Below are 20,659 nucleotides of genomic sequence, written 5' to 3'. Positions count from 1 at the left end.
CCTGCCGTGGAGTGACGTACGCCACAAGCGACAGGAGGTCGCACAATTGGCTTGCGGGGACGACGAGTTGTCGGGCCCGGGGCGGCCAGATCGCTCCCGTAACCGGCCGGAGATGTTCCCGGAACGTATGCGCAGGTAGCGTCCGCCCCATGGAAAGTCAGGGCACACAGGGCACTCAGGGCGGCATCACGGTGCAGCGTGCCCTGGAGCTTCCGGGGCTGCGCGGCGGGCTGCCGGAAGTGGTCGCCGGCACGGAACGGCTGCAGCGCACGGTGCGATGGGTGCACGCGGGCGAGGTGCCGAACATCGCCTCGCTGCTCAAGGGCGGCGAGCTGCTCCTGACCACGGGCCTCGGCCTCGGCGCGCGCCCCGCCGAGCAGCGCGCCTTCGTCCGCAAGCTCGCCGAGCGCGGCATCGCGGCACTCGTCGTCGAGCTGGGCCCGCGCTTCACGCGCCTTCCGGCCGCGATCGTGGAGACGGCACGCGCGGCCGGTCTCCCCCTGGTGCAGCTGCACCGCGAGGTGCCGTTCGTGACGGTCACCGAAGAGGTGCACACGGAGATCGTCAACGGCCACTACGCGCTGCTCCAGCGCGCCGAGGAGGTCCATCGCCGCTGTACGGAGGCGCTGCTCGGCGGGGGCGGGGTGCCGCAGGTGCTGGGCGTCCTCGCGGACTTCAGCGGCAACCCGGTCTTCCTGGAGACGGCGGACGGACAGCTCCTGTACGCCGCGGGGTCGGGCACCGAGTGCGCCGATCCGCTCCAGGTGTGGGAGGGGCTGCGGGGCAGCCACAAGGACGGTCCGCCCGCGGGCGCGGTCCTCGTCGACGTGCCGGGCGGCGGTCCCGGCACCGGCTCGGTGCGGGCCAGGCTCGTGCTGCTCGCCGTGGAGTCGGCGCTGCTCCCGGTGCACCGGATCGCGGCGGAGCGGGCCGCGGGGTCGCTCGCGGTGGTCCTGATGCAGGCCCGGCAGGAGGAGGAGCTCGCGGCACGCGGCCGCGGCGACTTCCTGACCGACCTCGCGGAGGGACGTATCACCGCCGAGGACGCGCCCGCCCAGGCGCGGGTGCTCGGCTTCAAGCCCGGCGAGAGCCCGCTGCTTCCGGTGGTGATGCGGCTCGCGGACGGACTGCCGCCGGGCGGCGGCTGGGCGGTCCTCGCGCGTGCGGTGGCGGAGGAGCTTGCGGCGGTGGGCGTTCCCGTCCTGCTCGGCGTACGTCCGGTCGAGGGCCGCGTCCCGCTGCTCCTGGGCCTGCGCTCGGAGTCGGAGCGCACCCCGGTGGCCGACCGGGTCGCCGCCGCGCTGCGGGCCGGCGTGGAGCGGGCGGGGATGCAGCGGGCGGGGGCGCAGCCGCCGGTCGTGGTGGTCGGGGTCGCGGGCGGCTGGGCGGCGGCGTCGGCGGGCCTGCGGCACGCGGCGGAGACGGCGACGGCGGCGCAGGGCCTGTCCGACCGCCCCTGGTACGACGCCCGCCGCCTGGACATCGACCTGCTGCTCTGGCGCCTGCACAACCACGACGACTCGGCGCTCGCCGCCTTCGTGGACCGCGCGATCGGCCCCCTGCGCACCCACGACCGCCGCTCGAAGCCACCGCTGCTGCCGACGCTGCAGACGTATCTGGCGCATGCGGGCCGCAAGGCGGAGACGGCCCGCGAACTCCATCTGAACCGCCAGACGCTGTACAACCGCCTGGCCCGGATCAGCGAACTCCTGGGGACCGACCTGGACGACCCGCAGACGGTGCTTGCGCTGAGCCTGGCGCTGCGGGCGCGGAGGCATGTGCCGTAAGACGTGTGATCGCCGGTGCTACATGGTCCTGGGCTGCGTCAATTCGTCGTAGACGCTGAGGACTTGGGCGACCGTCTCGTCCTCGGTCGGCCATGTCGCCGCCTGCGCCGCGCCCTTCTCCTTCAGCCGCTCCCGGCGCTCGGGGTCCGCGAGGAGGCGGGACACGGCCGTGGCGAGGGCCTCCGCGTCGCCGTACGGGACGAGTTCGGCCGCGTCGCCGACGAGTTCGGGCATGCCGCCGACCGCGGTCGCGACGAGCGGCACGCGCGCGTGCAGGGCTTCCTGGGCGAGGACGGAGCGGGACTCCCAGCTGCTGGGGAGCACCACGAGGTCGGCCGCCGCGAGCAGCTCGGGCACGTCGTCACGCCGTCCGACGAGCCGCGCGGGCAGCCCCTCGTCCTCGATACGCCGCTTCAGTTCCGCCCGCTCGGGACCTTCTCCGGCGATGACGAGGAGCGGCGGCGGGTCGAGGTGCCGCCAGGCGCGGGCGGCGTCCAGCAGGACGTCGTAGCCCCGGTGGCGCTCCAGTGTGCCGACCGCCACGATCAACGGCCGGTCCACGGCGCCGAGTTCGGCACGCGCCTTGTGGTGCGGGCCGTCGGGCTCCGCGCTGTCCGCCGCCTTCGCGCGGGGCGCGGGGAGCGTGACAGGGGCGAGCCTGGCGTCGCGCGCGCCCCTGCGGCGGGCGCGGTCGACGAGGTCGGACGAGGTGCCGAGGACCACGGCCGCGGCCTTGGCCACGCGCCGCTCCAGGACGCGCAGGACGTGGGCGCGCGCCCCTTCCGCGTGCGCGCGGGTGTGCCAGGTGACGACGAGCGGGACACGGCGGCCGGTGAGCGCGAGCGCGGCGCGCAGGGCCGCGTGCATTCCGTGGGCGTGCACGAGATCGGCGTCGGCGCAGGCCACGCGCAGGGCGGCGACGGACGCCGGGTCGCCGCGGCGGGGCACGTGGACATGGCGGGCGCCCGTGCCCGTCAGGTCGTACACAGCGGCCGCCTCCGCGGGAGCGCAGACCGTGACCCGCACGCCCCGCGCGGCGAGGCCGGCGGCCAGCGACCTGACGTGGGCGCTGCTGCCCGCGCTGCCGCCGCCGAGGACTTGCACGGTGTGCAGCGGCGTCTGGCCGTGCGGTGAGTGGCTGCTCACGTGGCTCACGTGGCCGGGGCTCCTGAGTCGGCGTCGGGGGGCTGCGCCAAGAATGCCAGTCCGTACGGACGTTCCGGCACCGCCGAAAGGTCACTTCCGCGCACGGGCAGGCAACTCCCTGGAGCGGATCACCCACATGGGTGAGGAGAACGGGGGTTCGGCACAGCGGACGGCCTGTGCCGCAGGCATCTTCGCAGCGGAGCCGCACCGGGCGGAAGGCTTTCGGCCGGCCCGGCGTGGCTAGCCGCCGAGGGCCGCGGCCGCGCTGGCCTTCTCCCCGTAGACCGCGGCGGCGACGAGCCCAGCCGCGTGCGCCGCGAGCCCCGCGCGGCCGTTGCCCGCGACGATGGCCGTGCCGAGCGCCGCGCCCAGGGCGTGCGCCCCCGCGTCGCCGATCATCGCGCGCTCCCCCAGGTCCTCCGGGAGCACGGCGGCGGCCGCGCCCATGGAAGCCGCGGCGAGCACCCCTGCGGAGCCCTTCCGCAGCAGACCGGGCGCCCCCAGCGCGAGCACCGCTCCGGCGGCCCTTCCAGGGCGTACGTCCACGAGGTTGACGAGGTGCGCGGTGCCGGCGACGACGACTCCCGCGAGGACCTTGTCCAGTGGCCGCTCCTTGAGCAGCGCACCGGCGGCGAGGCCCGCCGCGGAGATGCCGAACAACTTCACGGCCCCGGTGGTGACTTCGCCGCCGCGGAGCGCGGTCAGGTGCGCGCGGAACCCACGGCGGGGGTCGCCCTCCCCCGCCCTGTCGTCGTACGCCCCACAGGCACCGGCGGCGAGCACGGCAAGACCGGCGGCGGCACGAGGCTTCGCGGCGAGCACGGCACCCCCGGCCGCGGCCCCCAGCGCGGCGCCGACCCCGCCGTACAACTCCACGGTCCGCCCCGCGTAGTTCTTCCGCTCCCAACGGGCGGGGCCGCCGGGGGTGCGGGAGCGGAGCGCGGCGGTGGCGGCGCTGGTGACGGCGGCGGAGATGAGGAGGGCGGTGATTCGGGGGGCGATCATGCGGGCCACGCTACGCGGGGGCCCATGCACTCCACTTGCCGGCATCTTTCGGCCCGTCCGGCGTTTGAGGACGAACCCGGCGAAGCCGGTGATGAACCCGGCGAAGCCGGTGACGACGGCAACTGCACGGCCGGCGAGGCCGGAATCTTCGGGAAGGGACGGGCTTGGGGAAACAAGCCCGCCGAAGGCGCCCCCGGCCCCGCTCCCCCCTACCCGTCCTACCCGTCACTCCTAGCCGCGGCCAACAGCTCCTCCGCATGGGCCCGCGCGGTCTCCGAGTCCTCCTGGCCGGCCAGCATCCGCGAAAGCTCCCGCACCCGGTCCTCGCCCTCGAGGACCAGCACGCCGGACCGCGTGACGCTCCCGTCGTTCGTCTTCTCGACCAGCAGCTGCCGGTCGGCGAACGCCGCCACCTGCGGCAGATGCGTCACGACCACGACCTGCGCCGACTTGGCGAGCCTGGCGAGCCGGCGGCCGATCTCGACCGCCGCCTTGCCACCGACACCGGCGTCGACCTCGTCGAAGAGATACGTCGGCACCGGGTCCGTGCCCGCGAAGACGACCTCCACCGCGAGCATCACGCGCGACAGCTCACCGCCGGACGCCCCCTTGGCGATGGGCCGGGGCGGCGCGCCGGGATGCGGTGCGAGCAGCAGCTCGACCTCGTCGACCCCGGAGGGCCCGTACGCGACGGTGCGCTCACCGACCACGACCCCGTCGGCCCCTTCCGGCACCTCCGTGGCGGTGATGTCGATCGTCACGCGCGCGTGCGGCATCGCCAGCGAGGCCAGCTCCGCGGTGACGGCGGCGGCGAACCGGGACGCCGCCTCCTCGCGCGCGGAGGTCAACTCCTGCGCGAGTCCCGCCAGTTCGCCCCGCAACGCGTCCCGCTCGGCGGTCAGCTCCTCGAGGCGGTCGTCGTCGCCCTCGAGTTCGGTGAGCCGCGCGGCGCCCTCCTCGGCCCAGGCGAGTACGGCGTCGATGTCGGCGCCGTACTTCCGGGTCAGCTGGGTGAGCGCGGCGCGCCGTTCCTCCACTGCCGCGAGCCGCAGCGGATCGGCGTCGAGGTCATCGGCGTAACCGGCGAGTTCTCCCGCCACGTCACCGAGCAGAATGCCGATCTCGCCGATCCGCTCGGCGAGCGCGGCCAGCGCGGGGTCATGGGAGCGCACCGCCTCCAGGGCCCGGTGCGCGCCCGCCACGAGCGTGGTGGCGTCGACGCCCTCCGGGTCCTCGGGGTTGCCCGCGAGCGCGGCGTGCGCGGCCGTGGCGGCGGAGGCGAGCGCCTCCGCGTGGCCGAGCCGCTCGGCCTCGGCGGCCAGTTCGGTGTCCTCGCCCGCGCGCGGCTCGACGGCCGCGACCTCGTCGAGGCCGAAGCGCAGCAGATCGGCCTCCTGGGCCCGCTCGCGCGCCCGCGTGGTGATCTCGTCGACCTCGGTCGTCACGGCCCGCAGCCTGCGGTACGCGGCCGTGTACTTGGCGAGCGGCACCGTGACCGCGTCGCCCGCGTACCGGTCGAGCGCGCCGCGCTGCCGGGCAGGCTTGAGCAGCCCCTGCTGGTCGGTCTGGCCGTGCACCGCGACGAGGTCGTCGGCGAGCTCGGACAGCAGCCCCACCGGCACCGACCGGCCGCCGAGGTGCGCCCGCGAGCGGCCCTCCGCCGAGACCGTACGGCTGATCAGCAGCGCGCCCTCGTCGAGTTCGGCCCCCGCCTCCTCCGCGCGCACGGCCGCCGAGGCGCCTTCGGGCACGGCGATCCGCCCCTCCACGACCGCCGACTTCGCGCCGATCCGCACCAGGGCGGGATCCGCGCGCCCGCCGAGCAACAGGCCGAGGCTGGTGACCACCATCGTCTTGCCCGCACCGGTCTCACCGGTCACGGCGGTGAACCCCGGTGACAGCTCGACCACCGCGTCGTCGATGACTCCGAGCGACCGTATCCGCATCTCCTCCAACACGGACACGACCTTACGAGGTCAGGGGCCGGGTGTGCGACGGGCCCTGGCCTCCTTCCGCCCTCCTTCGGCGAAGGCGCAGGTGGCAAAGGCGGACCGAACGGACGCTGTCACCCGCAGGGGGTGGGATTCCGGGGGAATTCCGGAGGGCCGGGGGAATTCCGGTGGGGGATTACCCCCGCATGATCTTCCTGCCAGCCTCCTGGTGCACGGGGGACCCAGCACCCCACCCTGATCTGTATGGGAACGGGACTTGCACAGGCGGCACTGCGCGCGCACCGACCGGCGTTCGTGGGCACGGCGGTGGCCGCGCTCTTCGCGGCGACGGTGGTGAGCGCGTCGACGATGATGCTGGGCACGACGGGCACGGACGGGCTTTCGGCGCGGGCCCGCGCACAGATCGCCGAGAACGGCGTCGGGGACATGGCCGTCGTCCTCCTGATCGGTTCGATCTACATGTCGATATTCGTCGTCATGTCGACGATGGGCACGGCCGTCGCACAGCAGCACCGCGAGCTGGCGATGGTCCGTGCCATCGGCGCCAAGCCCCGCCAGATCCGCCGCGCGGTCGCGGTCCAAGCCCTCGCCGCCTCGATCCCGGCCGCACTCGTCGGCTTCGCCCTCGGCGGCTTCCTCGCCGGCTGGTGGCACGCCGGCATGGTCACGCACGGGCTGCTCCCCGCCGAGGCGGGCTTCCGCTTCGGCTGGGTCGCGCTGCCGATATGCCTGGGCGTCGCCGTGGTGACGACGGCGCTCGCCGCGCTCCTCTCGGCCCTGCGGTTCTCGCTGCTGCGCCCGGCCCGCGCGCTGGGCGAGGCGGCGACGGGGCGCAAGGGCCTCGGCATCCTCCGCGCACCCCTCGGGGTGATCGCCGTCGCGGGGGCCTGCGCCGTCTCCGTACTGCTGTCGCGTCAGCCCGCGGACGAGGCGGCCGAGGGAGCCTTCCTCGTACTGATCCTGTTCTGCGTCGGCGCCGGGCTGCTCGGTCCGCGCATCATCGGCCCCGCGGCCTGGCTGGTCTCCGCCCTGGTGGGCCGGTTCGGCCCGAGCGCCCGCCTCGCCATGCTCAACGTCCGCTCGCAGCCCCGCCGCTTCTCCGCGGCCGTCGTACCGCTCGTCCTGGTCGTGGGCTTCGGCCTCACCAAGATCGGCATGCATACGACGGCTCGGCACCACACCGGCTCGGCGGGCAGCCGGGGCGAGGTCTGGCTCGACTATGTGGGCACGAGTCTGTACGCGGGCTTCGCCGCGATAGCCGCGGCGAACACCCTCGCCATGATCTCCTTCGAACGCCGCCGCGACATCGCCCTGCTGCGGGTGGTGGGCAGCGGACGCACCCAGGTGAAGGCCATGGCCGCCTGGGAGGCGGTGGTAGTGGCGGGCACCGCACTGCTGCTGGGCACCGCCATCGCGTTGGGCACGCTGGCCCCGATCCTCAACACGGCGTTCGGCTCGTCGCTGCCGTACCTGCCGTGGGCCATACCGACGGGGACAGCGGCGGGCACGCTGCTGCTGACGCTGCTGGCCACGGGGATTCCGGTGGCGTCGGTGATGCGGCGCCGGGCGATATCCGTGGTGAAGGCGACGTAGCCGGGAAGCCGCGCCCCAAAGGGGCGCGGGGCTGTGACATCTGCGGCTCCGCCGCGGGGCGCTCCGAAGGGGCGCGGGGGACTGCGCGACCAGCCACGACGGCGCCGCAGCCGAAAGACGGCGCCGCAGGGCACCACAACGCCGCCCCCAGCGGAACGCTAGTGAGGCGCCCCTCGCCACCCAGACACCGGCAACGCGAACTTGGCGACAAGTCGATCCGTGAAGGAGGCATGGTGCAGCCGGGCGAGCCGCACCGGCACCTCTCCCCTGCGCACCTCCACGCGCGCCCCCGAGGGCAGTTCCACGGTCCGCCGGCCGTCGCACCACAGGACCCCGTGCGGCGTGTGCTGCTGGACCTCGACGGCGAGCACCGAGTCCGGCGAGGTCACCAGCGGCTTGGCGAACAGGGCGTGGGCGCTGATCGGCACCATCAGGAGTGCCTCCACCTCCGGCCAGACCACGGGCCCGCCCGCGGAGAAGGCGTACGCGGTGGAGCCGGTCGGGGTGGCGCAGACGATGCCGTCGCAGCCGAAGCCGGTGACGGGACGGCCGTCGATCTCCAGGACGACCTCGAGCATCCGCTCGGCGGACATCTTCTGTACGGCGGCCTCGTTGAGCGCCCAGTCGCGGTGCACGACATCACCGTTGCTGCGCACGACGACGTCGATGGTCATCCGCTCCTCGACCTCGTACGCCTTGGTGACGACGCGGTCGACGACCTTGTCGAGGTCGTCGCGCTCGGCCTCGGCGAGAAAGCCGACCCGGCCCAGGTTCACGCCGAGCATCGGCACCCCGGAGGCCCGGGCGAACTCGGCGCCGCGCAGCAGCGTCCCGTCGCCGCCGAGCACGACGAGCAGCTCACAGCCGTCGAGGCACTCGGGGGTGGCCTCCTTGACCAGGCCGACCTCGGGCGGCAGCGGCAGATCGGCCGCCTCCGACTCCAGGACCCGTACGCCGATGCCGCTGCGCAGCAGTCCCAGGACGACGAGCTCGGCGCTGCGGATGGCGGCGGGCCGCCCGGTGTGCGCGAGCAGGAAGACCGTGCGAGCCGGGTCGTCGGTCGCTCGGTCGCGGTCCACGTCGTTCTGGGTCGATCGGATCTGGGTCACTCGGGTCTGGGTCAACGGGGCCCCTCCGCCACGGCACGGTCAACGTCCGCCGGGTCGAGTTCGGGCGCCCCGGCGCGCAGCCACAGAAAGTACTCGACATTTCCGGAAGGGCCGGGCAGTGGGCTCGCAGTCACGCCACACACGCCGAGGCCGAGCCCCCAGGCCTGCCGGGCCACCGTGCGCACCGCGTCGGCCCGCAGTTCCGCGCTGCGCACGACCCCGCCGCTGCCGAGCCGCTCCTTGCCGACCTCGAACTGCGGCTTGACCATGAGCACCAGGTCGGCGTCCGGCGCCGCGCACCGTACGAGCGCGGGCAGCACCAGGCCGAGCGGGATGAAGGAGAGATCGCCGACGACCAGGTCGACGGGGACGCCGTCGATGAGGTCGAGCGTCAATTCGCGTACGTTCGTACGGTCCTTGACGGTGACCCGGTCGTCGCTCTGCAGCGACCAGGCGAGCTGTCCGTAGCCGACGTCCACGGCGACGACGCCGGACGCCCCGGCGCGCAGCAGCACATCGGTGAATCCCCCGGTGGAGGCGCCCGCGTCCAGCGCCCGCCGCCCCTCGACGACCAGTCCCTGCGGCACGAACGCGGCGAACGCGCCCGCCAGCTTGTGGCCGCCGCGCGAGACGTAGTCGGGGTCGCTGTCGTCGGCCGCGACCACGATCGCGGCGGCGGTCTCCACCTGCGTCGCGGGCTTGGTCGCGGTGTTCCGGTCGACGGTCACCCGGCCGGCGGCGATCAGCTGGCTGGCGTGCTCGCGCGAGCGCGCCAGCTTGCGACGGACCAGCTCGGCGTCGAGTCGGCGGCGTGCCACTCCTGCCACGTTCTGTTCAGCTCCTGTTGTACGAGGGGGTGTGCGGGGACGACGGCGGGGGCGCCGGCGGCCCGGGGCGTGCGTCGAGCGCGGTCAGCGTGTCGCGCAGGCCCCGGTGCACATCCTCGTACACCTCGATGTGGCCGTCCGTGGCGAGGTGGTCGGCGTCGCCGAGGCGCTGGAGCTGGGCGTCCACCGCCGGGTCACCGGTCGGCGTGCGCTCCACGCCGAGGGGCGCGGGGCCCGCGGGGTCGTACGCCTCGGGCGGGGTGTCCGCAGCCCGCGCCACTTCGGCCTCGGGCTCCGCGAGCTGCTGCTCGGGGCCCGGCAACGAGTCGTTCATGCCACGACGCTACCGCGAAGCACTGGGGTACCGTCGATCACGATGGCGACGATCGAGGAGTGCCGTGCGGCGCTCGACAGACTCTCGGACAACCTGGCGGGCGCGGAGGGCGGCGTGCGCGGCGCAGCCACGCTCGATCGCTCGCTGAGCTGCCGCATCACCGATCTCGACGTCACGTTCACGGGGCGTCTCGAGAACGGCCGGATCTTGGTGCTCGACCGGCACCCCGGCCCGCCGCGCGAGAAGGCCGAGATCCGCCTTGCCATGTCCGGCGACGATCTGGTCGCGATGGTGGACGGCGAGCTGAACTTCGCGAAGGCCTGGGGCTCCGGCCGGGTCAAGCTGGAGGCGGGCCTGCGCGATCTGCTCCGCCTCAGGTCGCTGCTTTAGTCACTCCGGCTGTCGACGCCGCCTTCGCCCGCCCCCGCCGCGCCGCCGGCACCACCAGCGGCGTCCCCGTCTCCGGGTCGTCGATGATCTGGCAGTCCATCCCGAAGGTGTCCCGCACCAGTTCCGCCGTGACGATGTCGGACGGCGCGCCCTCGGCGACGACCTCGCCGTCGCGCAGGGCGATGAGGTGGGTGGCGTACCGGGCCGCGTGGTTGAGGTCGTGCAGGACGGCGACGAGGGTGCGGCCCTGCTCCTCGTGGAGGTCGGCACAGAGGTCGAGTACGTCGATCTGGTGCTGGATGTCGAGATAGGTGGTCGGCTCGTCGAGCAGCAGCAGCGGGGTCTGCTGGGCGAGCGCCATCGCGATCCAGACACGCTGGCGCTGACCGCCGGAGAGTTCGTCGACATAGCGGTCGGCCAGTTCGGCGACGCCGGTCGACGCCATCGACTCGCCGACGATCCGCTCGTCCTCGGCGGACCACTGCCGCAGGAGTCCCTGGTGCGGATAGCGGCCGCGCGCCACGAGGTCGCCCACGGTGATCCCGTCGGGCGCGATGGACGACTGGGGCAGCAGGCCCAGCGTCCGCGCGACCTTCTTCGCGGGCATCGACTGGATGACGTTCCCGTCGAGCAGGACCCGGCCGGCGGACGGCTTGAGCATCCGGGACAGGGCGCGCAGCAGGGTGGACTTGCCGCAGGCGTTCGGGCCGACGATCACCGTGAAGGAGTTGTCGGGTATCTCCACGGACAACTTCTCCGCGATGACGCGCTGGTCGTAGCCAAGGGTCACGTCGTCCGCGACGAGCCGGTTCACTGCGGCACGCTCCTGCCTGTCGGTGCTTTCGGGATGGGTGGTCGTCCGGCTGCTCATATCCGCCCCGCCTTGCGCTCGATGACGAGCAGCCAGAGCAGATAGCCGCCGCCGAGCACGCCGGTGACCACGCCCACGGGGAGCTGGTCGGCGCCGAACGCCCGCTGGGAGGCCCAGTCGGCGACGATCAGCAGGGTGGCGCCCATGCACATGGCCGGCATCAGGTTCGGTCCCGGCGAGCGGGTGAGCCGCCTGGCGAGCTGCGGCGCGGTGAGCGCGACGAAGCTGACCGGACCGGCGGCGGCGGTCGCGGCCGCGGTGAGCAGCACGGCCGAGCCCATCAGGACGAGGCGGGTCCGCTCGACGGGCACCCCGAGGGCGTACCCGACGTCGTCGCCCATCTCCAGCATCCGCAGCGGACGGGCGTACGCCATGACGAGCGGCACCAGGATCACGCAGAGCCAGAACAGCGGCCAGACCTGCTCCCAGTCGCGGCCGTTGAGGGAGCCGGTCATCCAGACGACGGCGCGCGCCGCGTCGACGAGGTCCGCCTTGGTGAGCAGATAGCCGTTGACGGCGACGAGGAACGCGGAGACCCCGATGCCGACCAGGACCAGCCGGAACCCGTGCACGCCCTGCTTCCAGGCGAGCAGATAGATCGCGGCGCCGGTGACCAGACCGCCGACGAGCGCGCCGCCCGCGACCTGCACCGCGCTGCCCTGGAAGAGGACGATCATGACGAGCGCCCCGGCGGTGGAGCCCTGTCCGAGGCCGAGGATGTCCGGACTGCCCAGCGGATTGCGCGAGATGGACTGGAAGATGGCGCCGCCGAGCCCGAGCGCGGCCCCCACCAGGAGTCCGACCAGGACGCGGGGCAGCCGCAGGTCGTTGATGATGAACTCCTGCCCGGCGTCGCCGTTGCCGAGCAGGGTGCGGATGACGTCGGCGGTGGGGATGTCGAAGTCGCCGGTGCCGATCAGTACGACGCTCGCGGCGAGCGCCGCCACGAGGAGCGCGACGACGACCACGGCCGTGCGGACGTCGAGGCGGAAGCTGAGCCCGCCCCTGGTGCGTATCGCCTTCACAGCTGGGTCAGCCTCCGCCGTCGTACGAGAAAGATGAAGACCGGGGCGCCGATCAACGCGGTGATGATGCCGACCTGGAGCTCCGCGGGCCGGGCGACGATACGGCCGATGACATCGGCGCCGAGCAGCAGCACCGGCGAGAGAATCGCCGCGTACGGCAGGATCCAGCGCATGTCGGGGCCGGTGAAGGAGCGCACGACGTGCGGCACCATCAGGCCGACGAAGACGATGGGCCCGCAGGCGGCGGTCGCCGCTCCGCAGAGCAGGGTCGCGGCGGCCATCGACAGGGCGCGGGTGCGGCCCAGATGGGCGCCGAGGGCGCGGGCGGTGTCATCTCCCATGGCCATCGCGTTCAGCGGCCGGGCGAGGCCGAGCGCGAGCAGGATGCCGACCACGAGGAAGGGCAGCACCTGGAGGATGGTCTCGTTCTTGGCCGAGGCGAGTGAACCGACCGTCCAGAAGCGCATCTTGTTGAGTGCCGCGTTGTCGTTGATCATCACGGCCTGCAGATAGCCGTAGAGCGCGGCGCTGAGCGCGGTTCCGGCGAGCGCGAGGCGCACCGGTGTCGCGTTGCGGGTGCCGCCGAGCGCGTAGACGAGGGCGCCGACGACGGCCGCGCCGAGGAAGGCGAACCACACATAGCCGCTCAGCGAGGTGACACCGAGAAAGCTGATGGCGGTGACGACGGCCGCCGAGGCGCCGAGGTTGATGCCGAGCAGTCCGGGGTCGGCCAGCGGATTGCGGGTCAGCGCCTGGAGGACGGCGCCGGAGAGGCCGAGCGCCACACCGACGAGCAGTCCGAGCAGCGTGCGCGAGAGCCGCTCTCCGACGACGACATCGTCGTACGTACCGGTGTCCTGGAAGAGACCGTGCCAGACATGGTCCAGGGACATCGATTTGGCGCCGACCGCGATGCTCGCCACGACGACGAGCGCGAGCACACAGACCGAGACGACGAGCCCCGCAGCGCGGATCGCGACGCGGCGGCTGGGTGGCGCGGGGGCGGTCTCCGCGCTGGCTTCGGGGGGACTGTCGACCAACACCTGGTTAGGTTAGCCTACCCTCGCACTCGACTTCGACGAGAGAAGCACCATCTATGCATGCTCGCCGCCCGATACCTCCCGCTCTGACCCGTCGCGGTCTGCTCGGTGCCGGTGCGGCCATCGGGGCCGGTGGGCTGATTTCGGCGTGCGGCGGCGGCGAGGACGGTGGCGCGAAACCGTCGGGCGACGGCTGGCGCTTCAAGGACGACCGCGGCACGACCGCGAAGGCGGCCCGGACCCCGCGCCGGATCGTCGCCTACATCGGAGCGGCGGCGGCCCTGCACGACTTCGGCGTCGAATGCACGGGAGTCTTCGGGCCGACGAAGCTGAAGAACGGCGAACCCGACGTACAGGCCGCCGACATCGATGTCGACAAAGTGACGATCATCGGCAACGCCTGGGGCCAGTTCAGCATCGAGAAGTACGCGAAGCTGCGGCCCGAGCTGCTCGTCAGCACCATGAACGTGTCGCCGGCTCTCTGGTACGTCCCCGAGGAATCCACCGAGAAGATCACCTCGCTCGCCCCGACCGTCGGCATCCTCACCGGCAAGACCTCGCTGACGCAGGCGATCGGCCGCTTCGCCGCACTCGCCGAATCCCTCGGCGCCGACCTCGGGGCACAGAAGGTCGCCGCGGCGAAGAAGCGCTTCGAGGCGGCATCGGAGACGCTCCGTCAATCCGCCAAGTCGGCGAAGGCGCGCGGCGGCATCAAGGTCATGGCCGTCTCGGCACAGGCCGACCTGCTGTACGTCGGCAACCCCGCCGACTTCACCGACCTGCGCCACTACGCCGACCTCGGCATCGAATTCGTCACGCCCCAGAACACGGCCAAGGGCGGCTTCTTCGAGGAACTCGGCTGGGAGAACGCCGACAGATACGACGCGGACCTCGTCCTCGTCGACCGGCGGACCGGCAACCTCCAGCCCGCCGAGCTGAAGAAGACCAAGCCGACCTGGGCCAAACTCCCCGCGGTCGAGGCGGACCAGGTCATCTCCTGGTCCAACGAGGCCCAGTTCAGTCACGCCGGCTACGCCCCGCTCATCGAGCGGCTCGCGGCAGCCGTCGACAAGTCGAAGAAGGCCGTCTGATGAAATCGCACCGTCCCCTCTCGCGCCGTCCCCTCTCGCGCCGCGGCCTGCTCGCCTCCGGCGGCGCCATCGGCCTCACCGCCCTGCTGGCCGCCTGCGGCGACGAGAAGAAGTCGGCGAAGAAGGACTCCGGCTCCAAGACCTGGAGATTCAAGGACGACCGCGGCAGAACCGCCGAGGTCGACCACACCCCGAAGAACATCGTCGCCTACATCAGCACGGCGGCCGCGCTGCACGACTACGGAGTCGAGTGCACCGGCGTCTTCGGCCCCTCCAAGCCGGTGAACGGCAAGCCCAACCCGCAGGCGGGCGAGCTCGATGTCGACAAACTGACCAGCCTCGGCGAGTCCTTCAACCAGTTCAACATCGAGAAGTACGCGGCCCTCAAGCCCGACCTCCTGATCAGCAACATGTTCCCGCCGCCGCTGCTCTGGTTCCTGCCCGAGGACAGCACCAAGAAGATCGAGGCGCTCGCCCCCACCGTCGGCATCAAGGGCGCCCGCGTCTCCCTGCTCGAACCGCTGAAGCGCTACACCGAGCTCGCCGAGTCACTCGGCGGGGACCTGCAGGCGGAGAAGGTGCGGGCCGCCAAGTCCCGCTTCGACAAGGCCGAACGGCGGCTGCGCAAGGCCGCGAAGGACAACCCCGGCCTGAAGGTCCTCGCGATGACCGGCGACGCCGAACAGTTCTACGTCGCCGTACCGGACTCCTACTGCGACCTGAACTACTTCAAGGACCTCGGCATCGAGTTCGTCGAGGGCAAGAAGGTCGACAAGTGGGGCTTCTGGGAGTTCCTCAGCTGGGAGAACGCCGACAAGTACCACGCCGACCTGATCATGATCGACAACCGCGAGAGCGCGATGCCGGCCAAGGAACTGGCGAAGAAGCCCACTTGGGAGCTGCTCCCCGCCGTCAAGGCCGGCCAGACCGTGCCCTGGTCGATGGAGGAGCGCTACAGCTACGCCGGTTTCGCCCCCGTGCTCGAACAGCTCGCCGCCGCCATCGAGAAGTCCAAGAGGCTCAAGTCATGACCGATTCCCCGTACCACTTCTTCGACGTGCGGGTACTGCGCGCCGAGCACATCACGCCCGCCATGATCCGCGTGGCCCTCGGCGGCGCCGACCTGGCCCGGATGGCCTCGGCCGGACGCGACCAGCGCATCAAGGTGTTCCTGCCGCACCCCGGCCAGGACGCCCCGGTCATGCCCGACACCAGCAAGGGCGACGCGGCCCATTGGTACGCCGACTGGTGCGCCCTCGACCCCGACGTACGCGGCATCATGCGCACGTACACCACGCGTGAACTGCGCCGCGACCCTGACGAGTTGATCGTCGACTTCGCCGTGCACGGCTCCGAGCCCTCGCCCTTTGACGGTCCCGCCACCAGCTGGGCGCGGTCCGCCCGGCCCGGCGACCGGATCGGCGTACTCGCCCCGATCGAGGAGGAGAACGGCGCGTACGACTTCAGGCCGCCGCAGGACACCGACTGGATCCTGCTGACCGCCGACGAGTCGGCGCTGCCGGCCGTGGCGGGCATCCTGGAGACGCTCCCGCCGGGCATCGAGACCCACGTCTGGATCGAGGTCCACGACCCGGCGGACCAGCAGGAGCTGCCGACGAAGGCGGACGCCCGGATCACCTGGCTCACGGAAATCGGCACGACGCCGTCCGCGATCCGCGCCGCCGAGCTGCCCTCGGGCACGCCGTACGCCTGGGTCACGGGCGAGTCCGCCACGGTCAAGGCGGTCCGCCGCCACCTCGTCGGCGAACGCGGCATCGACCGCAAGAAGGTGTCGTTCTCCGGCTACTGGCGCAGGGGCACCACCACGGACGAGCTGATCGACCGCAACGAGACGGCCTGAGGCCACTCCCCTGCGGCGGGCCTGCCTCCCGGAGCACTCTCCTGGGCACTCCCGCCGCAGGGCCTCACGCGCCTGCGCCCGCGCTACACCCCCAGCCGCGACAGCGCCTTCCCCCCGTCCAGCGTGCACACCCCGTTCCCCGCGTCCGTCCACGCCACGGCACACAGCGCCCGCAGCCCGTCGAGGACCTCGCCTTCGCCGTCGAGCACCAGCTCGACCCCCCGCGCCGACGCCGTCCACCCGCCGCAGCCGAATCCGCCGTCCACCGGGGCCACTTCGGGCTGTCCGGTCAGCATGCCGCGCAGATCCGCGTCCACGTACGTTGGCCGGTGCTCGGGCGGGGCCGCCAGAAGCTGCGCGCCGTCCGTCACTCCGGTCAGCACGAGCAGCGAGTCCACCTCCCCGTTGAACGCGCCCTCGATGTCCGTGTCGAGCCGGTCCCCCACGACCAGCGGCCGCTCCGCACCGGTCCGCAGGATCGTCTCCCGGTGCATCGGCGGCAACGGCTTGCCCGCCACCTGCGGCTCGGCGCCCGTGGCGATCCGCACGACCTCGACCGCCGCGCCGTTGCCGGGCGCGATGCCCCGCGCACTCGGAATCGTCAGGTCCGTGTTGGACGCGAACCACGGCACCCCGCGCGCGATCGCGTAACAGGCCTCGGCGAACCGCCCCCAGGCCAGGTCAGGACCGCCGTACCCCTGCACGACCGCCACCGGATCGTCGTCCGCCGACTCCACCGGCTCCAGGCCCCGCTCCCGCAGCGCGACCCGCAGCCCGTCCCCGCCGACCACCAACACCCGCGACCCCGCCGGGACTTGCTCGCTCACCAGACGGGCGGCCGCCTGCGCCGACGTGATCACATCCGCCGGCCCGGTCGGAATGCCCAGCTCCGTCAGATGCTCCGCGACCGCGTCCGGCGTCCGCAGCGCGTTGTTCGTCACATACGCCAGGTGCATGCCGCCCGCGCGGGCCGTCCCGAGCGACTCCACGGCGTGCGCGATCGCGTGCCCGCCCGCGTACACCACCCCGTCCAGGTCGAGCAGCGCCGTGTCATACGCCTCGCTCAGCACACTTCGGCTGCCTTCGGGCCGTGCCCTGACGGTCTGGCTCATTACCCATCGCTCCTCGCTCGATCCCACTCCCCCGATCATCGCTCATGCCACTGACACACATACGATGCGGGGATGAACACAGCGGGTGACACGGACGACCACGGCTTGGACCTGATCCCGTTCCGAGGCGTGCGGTACGTCCCCGAACGGGTCGGCAGCATCGCCGCCGTGACATCCCCGCCGTACGACGTAGTCGTACGGCCCGACGGGCTGCTCCACCTGGAGTCCGCCGACCCGCACAACATCGTCCGGCTGATCCTCCCGCAGGCGACCACGCCCGCCGCCCGCAACGACCAAGCGGCGGACACTCTGCGGACCTGGCTCTCCGAAGGCATCCTCGCGCCCGACCCGGAGCCCAGCCTCTACGTCTACGAACAACGCGACGGCGACCTCCTGCAGCGCGGCGTCATCGGCGCCCTGCGCCTCTCGGAGGCGGCGGACGGCATCGTCCTGCCGCACGAGGGCGTCATGCCCCATGTCGTCGAGGACCGCGCGGCCCTGATGCGCGCGACCAGCGCCAACCTCGAACCACTGCTCCTGACCTACCGCTCCGACGGCAACGCCACAGGCGCGACGGCGGTCATCGAACGCACCGTACTGAACAAGCCCCTCCTGTCGACGACCACGGAGGACGGCTTCAGCCACCGTCTGTGGGCGGTCACCGACCCCGCCGACCTAGCCGAGATCCAGACAGATCTCGCCCGCCATCAGGCACTGATCGCGGACGGCCACCACCGCTGGGCCACCAACCTCCGGTTGCGCTCCGAGCACCCGTCCCCCAGCCCGTGGGACTACGGCCTGGTCCTTCTCGTCGACACCGCGCGCTACCCGCTGCGGGTCCGCGCCATCCACCGCTATCTGCACCGGCTCCCGGTCGCGGACGCCCTGGCCGCCCTCGCGGACTCCTTCCGCGTACGCACCATGGAGGGCCCGCTGCCGCACGCCCTGGACGCACTGGCCCGGGCCGCGGCCGAGGGCAACGCCTTCCTCCTGGCGGGCGACGGCGCGTACCACCTCATCGACCGCCCCTCCCCCGGCCTCCTCTCGCGTACGATCCCCGCCGACCACCCCGAGGCCTGGCGCACCCTCGACGCGACGGTCCTGCACTCGACGCTCCTCGACCACATCTGGCAGATCCCCGACGCCCCCGAGCACATCGCGTACATCCATGACACGGCGGCGACGGTGGAGAAGGCGGAGCGCGACGGCGGCACGGCGATCCTGATGCATCCGGTCCGCGAGGAGGTCGTCCGCGACCTGGCCCGCCAGGGGGTCACGATGCCCCGCAAGTCCACGTCCTTCGGCCCCAAGCCCGCGTCGGGGTTGGTCCTGCGCAGCCTCGACGTCTGACACAGGGGCACACGCGGATATGACAATGGGCGGGACCCCACCGGGGTCCCGCCCATTGTCATGACCAGCTACGTCAGCACTCAGCCCTGCCGGTGCTCACCCTCGTCGCCCTCGTCGCCCTCGCTGCCGTCGGCGTCCTCGTCGGACCCGTCGACCTCTTCGAGTTCCTCCGCGTCGACGAACTCGACGCCGTCCAGCTCGGCGAGCCGGTCCGACGCGTCGGTGCTGCCGTCCTTGTCGGACTCGACGGCCTTCGCGAACCACTCACGTGCCTCGTCCTCACGCCCCGCCGCGAGCAGCGCGTCGGCGTACGCGTACCGCAGGCGCGCGGTCCACGGCTGCACGGAGTTCGACGCGAGCTCGGGGCTCTGCAGGGTGACGATGGCGGCCTCGAGCTGCCCCATGTCACGCCGGGCACCGGCGGCCACGAGACGCATCTCGACCTGGCCGGCCTTGTCCAGCTTCTGCACCTCGGGCGCACCGGCCATGTCCAGCGCCTTCTCCGGCCGGCCGAGACCGCGCTCGCAGTCCGCCATGACGGGCCACAGCTCGACACTGCCGGTCATCCGCCGCGCCGCCCGGAACTCGGCGAGGGCCTCGCTGTACTTCTGCGTCGCGTACGCGGCGAAGCCCGCCGCCTCGCGCACCGCGGCGACACGGGACGCGAGCCGCAGGGCGACCCGCGAGTACCCGTAGGCCTGCTCGGGGTCCTCGTCGATGAGCTTGGCGACCATCACCAGGTTTTTGGCGACGTCCTCAGCGAGCCCCTTGGGAAGGCTCTGCAGCTCCTGCTGTACGTCCTTGTCGATCTCGTACCCGGTGACGTCCTCCGGAATCGGCAGCCGCCGGATGGGCTCGCGGTCCCGGTCGTCACGCCCGCGGTATCCACCGCGGTCGCCGCCACGGTCGTCCCGCCCACGGAACCCACCGGGGCGCCCACCGCGGTCGTCCCGGCGCGGCCCACGGTCGTCACGCCCGCGGTATCCACCGCGGTCGCCGCCACGGTCATCCCGGCGGAAGCCGGGACGGTCGCCGTCACGACGGGGCCGGTCGTCACGACGGAACCCACCACGGTCACCACCGCGGTCATCGCGACGGTCGTCACGGCGGTCGTCCCGACGATCATCGCGCCGGAAGCCGCCGCGGTCGTCGCGGCGGTCATCCCGACGATCATCGCGGCGGTCGTCCCGACGGAAGGCAGGACGGTCGCCGTCACGACGGAGCCGGTCGTCACGACGGAACCCACCACGGTCTCCGCCACGGTCACCACCGCGATCGTCACGCCGGTCATCGCGACGGTCATCGCGACGGAAGCCACCACGGTCACCACCGCGGTCGTCCCGCCCACGGAAGCCACCACGGTCGTCACGGCGGTCATCACGCCCACGGAACCCGCCGCGGTCGCCACCGCGGTCATCCCGGCGGTCGTCACGTCGGTCGTCGCGACGCGGGAAGCCAGAGGTCGAACGGTCGTCACGACGGAACGAGGGACGTTCCCCGTCACGGCGGTCGTCACGACGCGGGAAGCCGGAAGTCGAACGGTCGTCACGACGGAAGGGAGGACGCCCACCCCGGTCGTCACGTCGGTCGTCACGGCGGTCATCGCGACGGAAGCCACCACGGTCACCGTCACGCCGGTCGTCGCGCCGGAACCCACCGCGGTCACCGCCACGGTCATCGCGGCGGTCGTCACGGCGGAAGCCACCACGGTCTCCGCCGCGGTCGTTGTCGCGACGCGGCGCACCACGGTCGCGGTCACGATCGTCACGGCGCGGTCCGCCGGAAGAGGGACGCTCATCGCGGCGGTACGAGGGACGCCCACCGCCACTGCGGTCGCCACGGTCGTTGTCCCGGCGCGGCGCGCCACCGCGGTATCCGCCCCGGTCGCCACCGTCCCGGCGGCGCTGCTCGCGCTCCGGTCGCTCGTCGGGAGAGTTGGTGGACATCGGTGACTCCTAGTCTTCGGTACCGCAGTCATTCTCGCGCAGCCCGGTAGTCGGCGCGCTTCGACAAATAAAAAAGGACCCTTGGTCCCAGCGTGGACGCTGGGACCAAGGGTCCTCCAAAAATTGTTCGGCGGCGTCCTACTCTCCCACAGGGTCCCCCCTGCAGTACCATCGGCGCTGTGAGGCTTAGCTTCCGGGTTCGGAATGTAACCGGGCGTTT

Annotated in this window: 19 protein-coding genes and 1 rRNA gene; 7 read left to right on the top strand and 13 right to left on the bottom strand. The window is 72.5% G+C overall.

The genetic code is table 11. From position 1 onward, the window contains the following. Positions 1-149: 149 nt before the first annotated feature. Positions 150-1,787, top strand: a complete 1,638-nt coding sequence (locus tag ACIBKX_RS26130; protein ID WP_363276621.1) for a PucR family transcriptional regulator — start codon at positions 150-152, stop codon at positions 1,785-1,787. Positions 1,788-1,805: 18 nt separating this feature from the next. Here the strand turns inward: ACIBKX_RS26130 and ACIBKX_RS26125 are convergent, their stop codons facing one another. From ACIBKX_RS26125 to recN, 3 genes are all read right to left on the bottom strand, one after another. Further along, entirely contained in the window at positions 1,806-2,942 is a 1,137-nt protein-coding gene (locus ACIBKX_RS26125; RefSeq protein ID WP_363276622.1) for a glycosyltransferase family 4 protein, read from the bottom strand. A gap of 231 nt (positions 2,943-3,173) precedes the next feature. Beyond that, positions 3,174-3,938 (bottom strand): hypothetical protein, encoded by a 765-nt coding sequence (locus tag ACIBKX_RS26120; protein WP_363276623.1) that lies wholly within the window; start codon positions 3,936-3,938, stop codon positions 3,174-3,176. Positions 3,939-4,156: 218 nt separating this feature from the next. Continuing rightward, complete coding sequence (gene recN / locus ACIBKX_RS26115) at positions 4,157-5,884, bottom strand: DNA repair protein RecN (protein WP_363276640.1); 1,728 nt, start codon at positions 5,882-5,884, stop codon at positions 4,157-4,159. A gap of 249 nt (positions 5,885-6,133) precedes the next feature. On the opposite strand from recN, the gene ACIBKX_RS26110 reads away from it, so the two are divergent. Then, on the top strand, positions 6,134-7,483 hold the full coding sequence (locus tag ACIBKX_RS26110; protein WP_363276624.1) for an FtsX-like permease family protein: 1,350 nt from the start codon (positions 6,134-6,136) through the stop codon (positions 7,481-7,483). 158 nt (positions 7,484-7,641) lie between these two features. On the opposite strand, the gene ACIBKX_RS26105 is transcribed toward ACIBKX_RS26110, so the two are convergent. From ACIBKX_RS26105 to ACIBKX_RS26095, 3 genes are read right to left on the bottom strand one after another with little or no spacing between them, the layout of a single operon-like run. Beyond that, positions 7,642-8,562: an NAD kinase gene (locus ACIBKX_RS26105; protein WP_363276641.1), complete on the bottom strand. Its 921-nt coding sequence runs from the start codon at positions 8,560-8,562 to the stop codon at positions 7,642-7,644. A gap of 41 nt (positions 8,563-8,603) precedes the next feature. Beyond that, entirely contained in the window at positions 8,604-9,419 is an 816-nt protein-coding gene (locus ACIBKX_RS26100) for a TlyA family RNA methyltransferase (RefSeq protein WP_363276625.1), read from the bottom strand. A 7-nt stretch (positions 9,420-9,426) separates the two neighbouring features. Further along, entirely contained in the window at positions 9,427-9,753 is a 327-nt protein-coding gene (locus tag ACIBKX_RS26095; protein ID WP_363276626.1) for a hypothetical protein, read from the bottom strand. A gap of 42 nt (positions 9,754-9,795) precedes the next feature. Between ACIBKX_RS26095 and ACIBKX_RS26090 the strand changes: the two genes are divergently transcribed. Beyond that, positions 9,796-10,143 carry an SCP2 sterol-binding domain-containing protein gene (locus ACIBKX_RS26090; protein ID WP_363276627.1) on the top strand — a complete coding sequence of 116 codons (348 nt, stop codon included), beginning with the start codon at positions 9,796-9,798 and terminating at the stop codon, positions 10,141-10,143. Here the strand turns inward: ACIBKX_RS26090 and ACIBKX_RS26085 are convergent. From ACIBKX_RS26085 to ACIBKX_RS26075, 3 genes are read right to left on the bottom strand one after another with little or no spacing between them, the layout of a single operon-like run. Next, on the bottom strand, positions 10,127-11,014 hold the full coding sequence (locus ACIBKX_RS26085; RefSeq protein WP_363276628.1) for an ABC transporter ATP-binding protein: 888 nt from the start codon (positions 11,012-11,014) through the stop codon (positions 10,127-10,129). The genes ACIBKX_RS26090 and ACIBKX_RS26085 overlap by 17 nt on opposite strands. Beyond that, complete coding sequence (locus tag ACIBKX_RS26080; protein ID WP_363276629.1) at positions 11,011-12,039, bottom strand: iron chelate uptake ABC transporter family permease subunit; 1,029 nt, start codon at positions 12,037-12,039, stop codon at positions 11,011-11,013. The genes ACIBKX_RS26085 and ACIBKX_RS26080 overlap by 4 nt, the downstream gene beginning before the upstream one ends. Further along, entirely contained in the window at positions 12,036-13,082 is a 1,047-nt protein-coding gene (locus ACIBKX_RS26075) for an iron chelate uptake ABC transporter family permease subunit (protein ID WP_363276630.1), read from the bottom strand. Before ACIBKX_RS26075 ends, ACIBKX_RS26080 begins: the two co-directional genes overlap by 4 nt. 53 nt (positions 13,083-13,135) lie before the next feature. On the opposite strand from ACIBKX_RS26075, the gene ACIBKX_RS26070 reads away from it, so the two are divergent. Genes ACIBKX_RS26070 through ACIBKX_RS26060 form a run of 3 tightly spaced genes read left to right on the top strand, consistent with a single transcriptional unit; the run spans position 13,136 to position 16,031 of the window. Then, complete coding sequence (locus ACIBKX_RS26070; RefSeq protein ID WP_363276631.1) at positions 13,136-14,170, top strand: ABC transporter substrate-binding protein; 1,035 nt, start codon at positions 13,136-13,138, stop codon at positions 14,168-14,170. Next, positions 14,170-15,201: an ABC transporter substrate-binding protein gene (locus ACIBKX_RS26065; protein WP_363276632.1), complete on the top strand. Its 1,032-nt coding sequence runs from the start codon at positions 14,170-14,172 to the stop codon at positions 15,199-15,201. Before ACIBKX_RS26070 ends, ACIBKX_RS26065 begins: the two co-directional genes overlap by 1 nt. Further along, positions 15,198-16,031: a siderophore-interacting protein gene (locus ACIBKX_RS26060; protein ID WP_363276633.1), complete on the top strand. Its 834-nt coding sequence runs from the start codon at positions 15,198-15,200 to the stop codon at positions 16,029-16,031. Before ACIBKX_RS26065 ends, ACIBKX_RS26060 begins: the two co-directional genes overlap by 4 nt. A gap of 83 nt (positions 16,032-16,114) precedes the next feature. Here the strand turns inward: ACIBKX_RS26060 and ACIBKX_RS26055 are convergent, their stop codons facing one another. Continuing rightward, a complete protein-coding gene (locus ACIBKX_RS26055) occupies positions 16,115-17,143 on the bottom strand; it encodes an HAD hydrolase-like protein (RefSeq protein ID WP_363276634.1) in 1,029 nt (342 codons plus the stop codon). Positions 17,144-17,215: 72 nt separating this feature from the next. Between ACIBKX_RS26055 and ACIBKX_RS26050 the strand changes: the two genes are divergently transcribed. Then, positions 17,216-18,493 carry a DUF1015 domain-containing protein gene (locus ACIBKX_RS26050; protein ID WP_363276635.1) on the top strand — a complete coding sequence of 426 codons (1,278 nt, stop codon included), beginning with the start codon at positions 17,216-17,218 and terminating at the stop codon, positions 18,491-18,493. A gap of 80 nt (positions 18,494-18,573) precedes the next feature. On the opposite strand, the gene ACIBKX_RS26045 is transcribed toward ACIBKX_RS26050, so the two are convergent. The 3 genes from ACIBKX_RS26045 to rrf all read right to left on the bottom strand — a co-directional run. Beyond that, on the bottom strand, positions 18,574-19,335 hold the full coding sequence (locus ACIBKX_RS26045) for a tetratricopeptide repeat protein (RefSeq protein ID WP_363276642.1): 762 nt from the start codon (positions 19,333-19,335) through the stop codon (positions 18,574-18,576). Next, positions 19,227-20,333, bottom strand: a complete 1,107-nt coding sequence (locus ACIBKX_RS26040) for a hypothetical protein (protein WP_399376302.1) — start codon at positions 20,331-20,333, stop codon at positions 19,227-19,229. Before ACIBKX_RS26040 ends, ACIBKX_RS26045 begins: the two co-directional genes overlap by 109 nt. Positions 20,334-20,564: 231 nt before the next feature. Then, a 5S ribosomal RNA gene (gene rrf, locus ACIBKX_RS26035) occupies positions 20,565-20,659 on the bottom strand; the annotation flags it as partial.

It is taken from the genome of Streptomyces sp. NPDC050658 (assembly GCF_044457025.1).
GTDB lineage: Bacteria > Actinomycetota > Actinomycetes > Streptomycetales > Streptomycetaceae > Streptomyces.
Note: the sequence above shows the minus strand (reverse complement) of the source record. Positions and strands in the feature narration are given on the sequence as shown.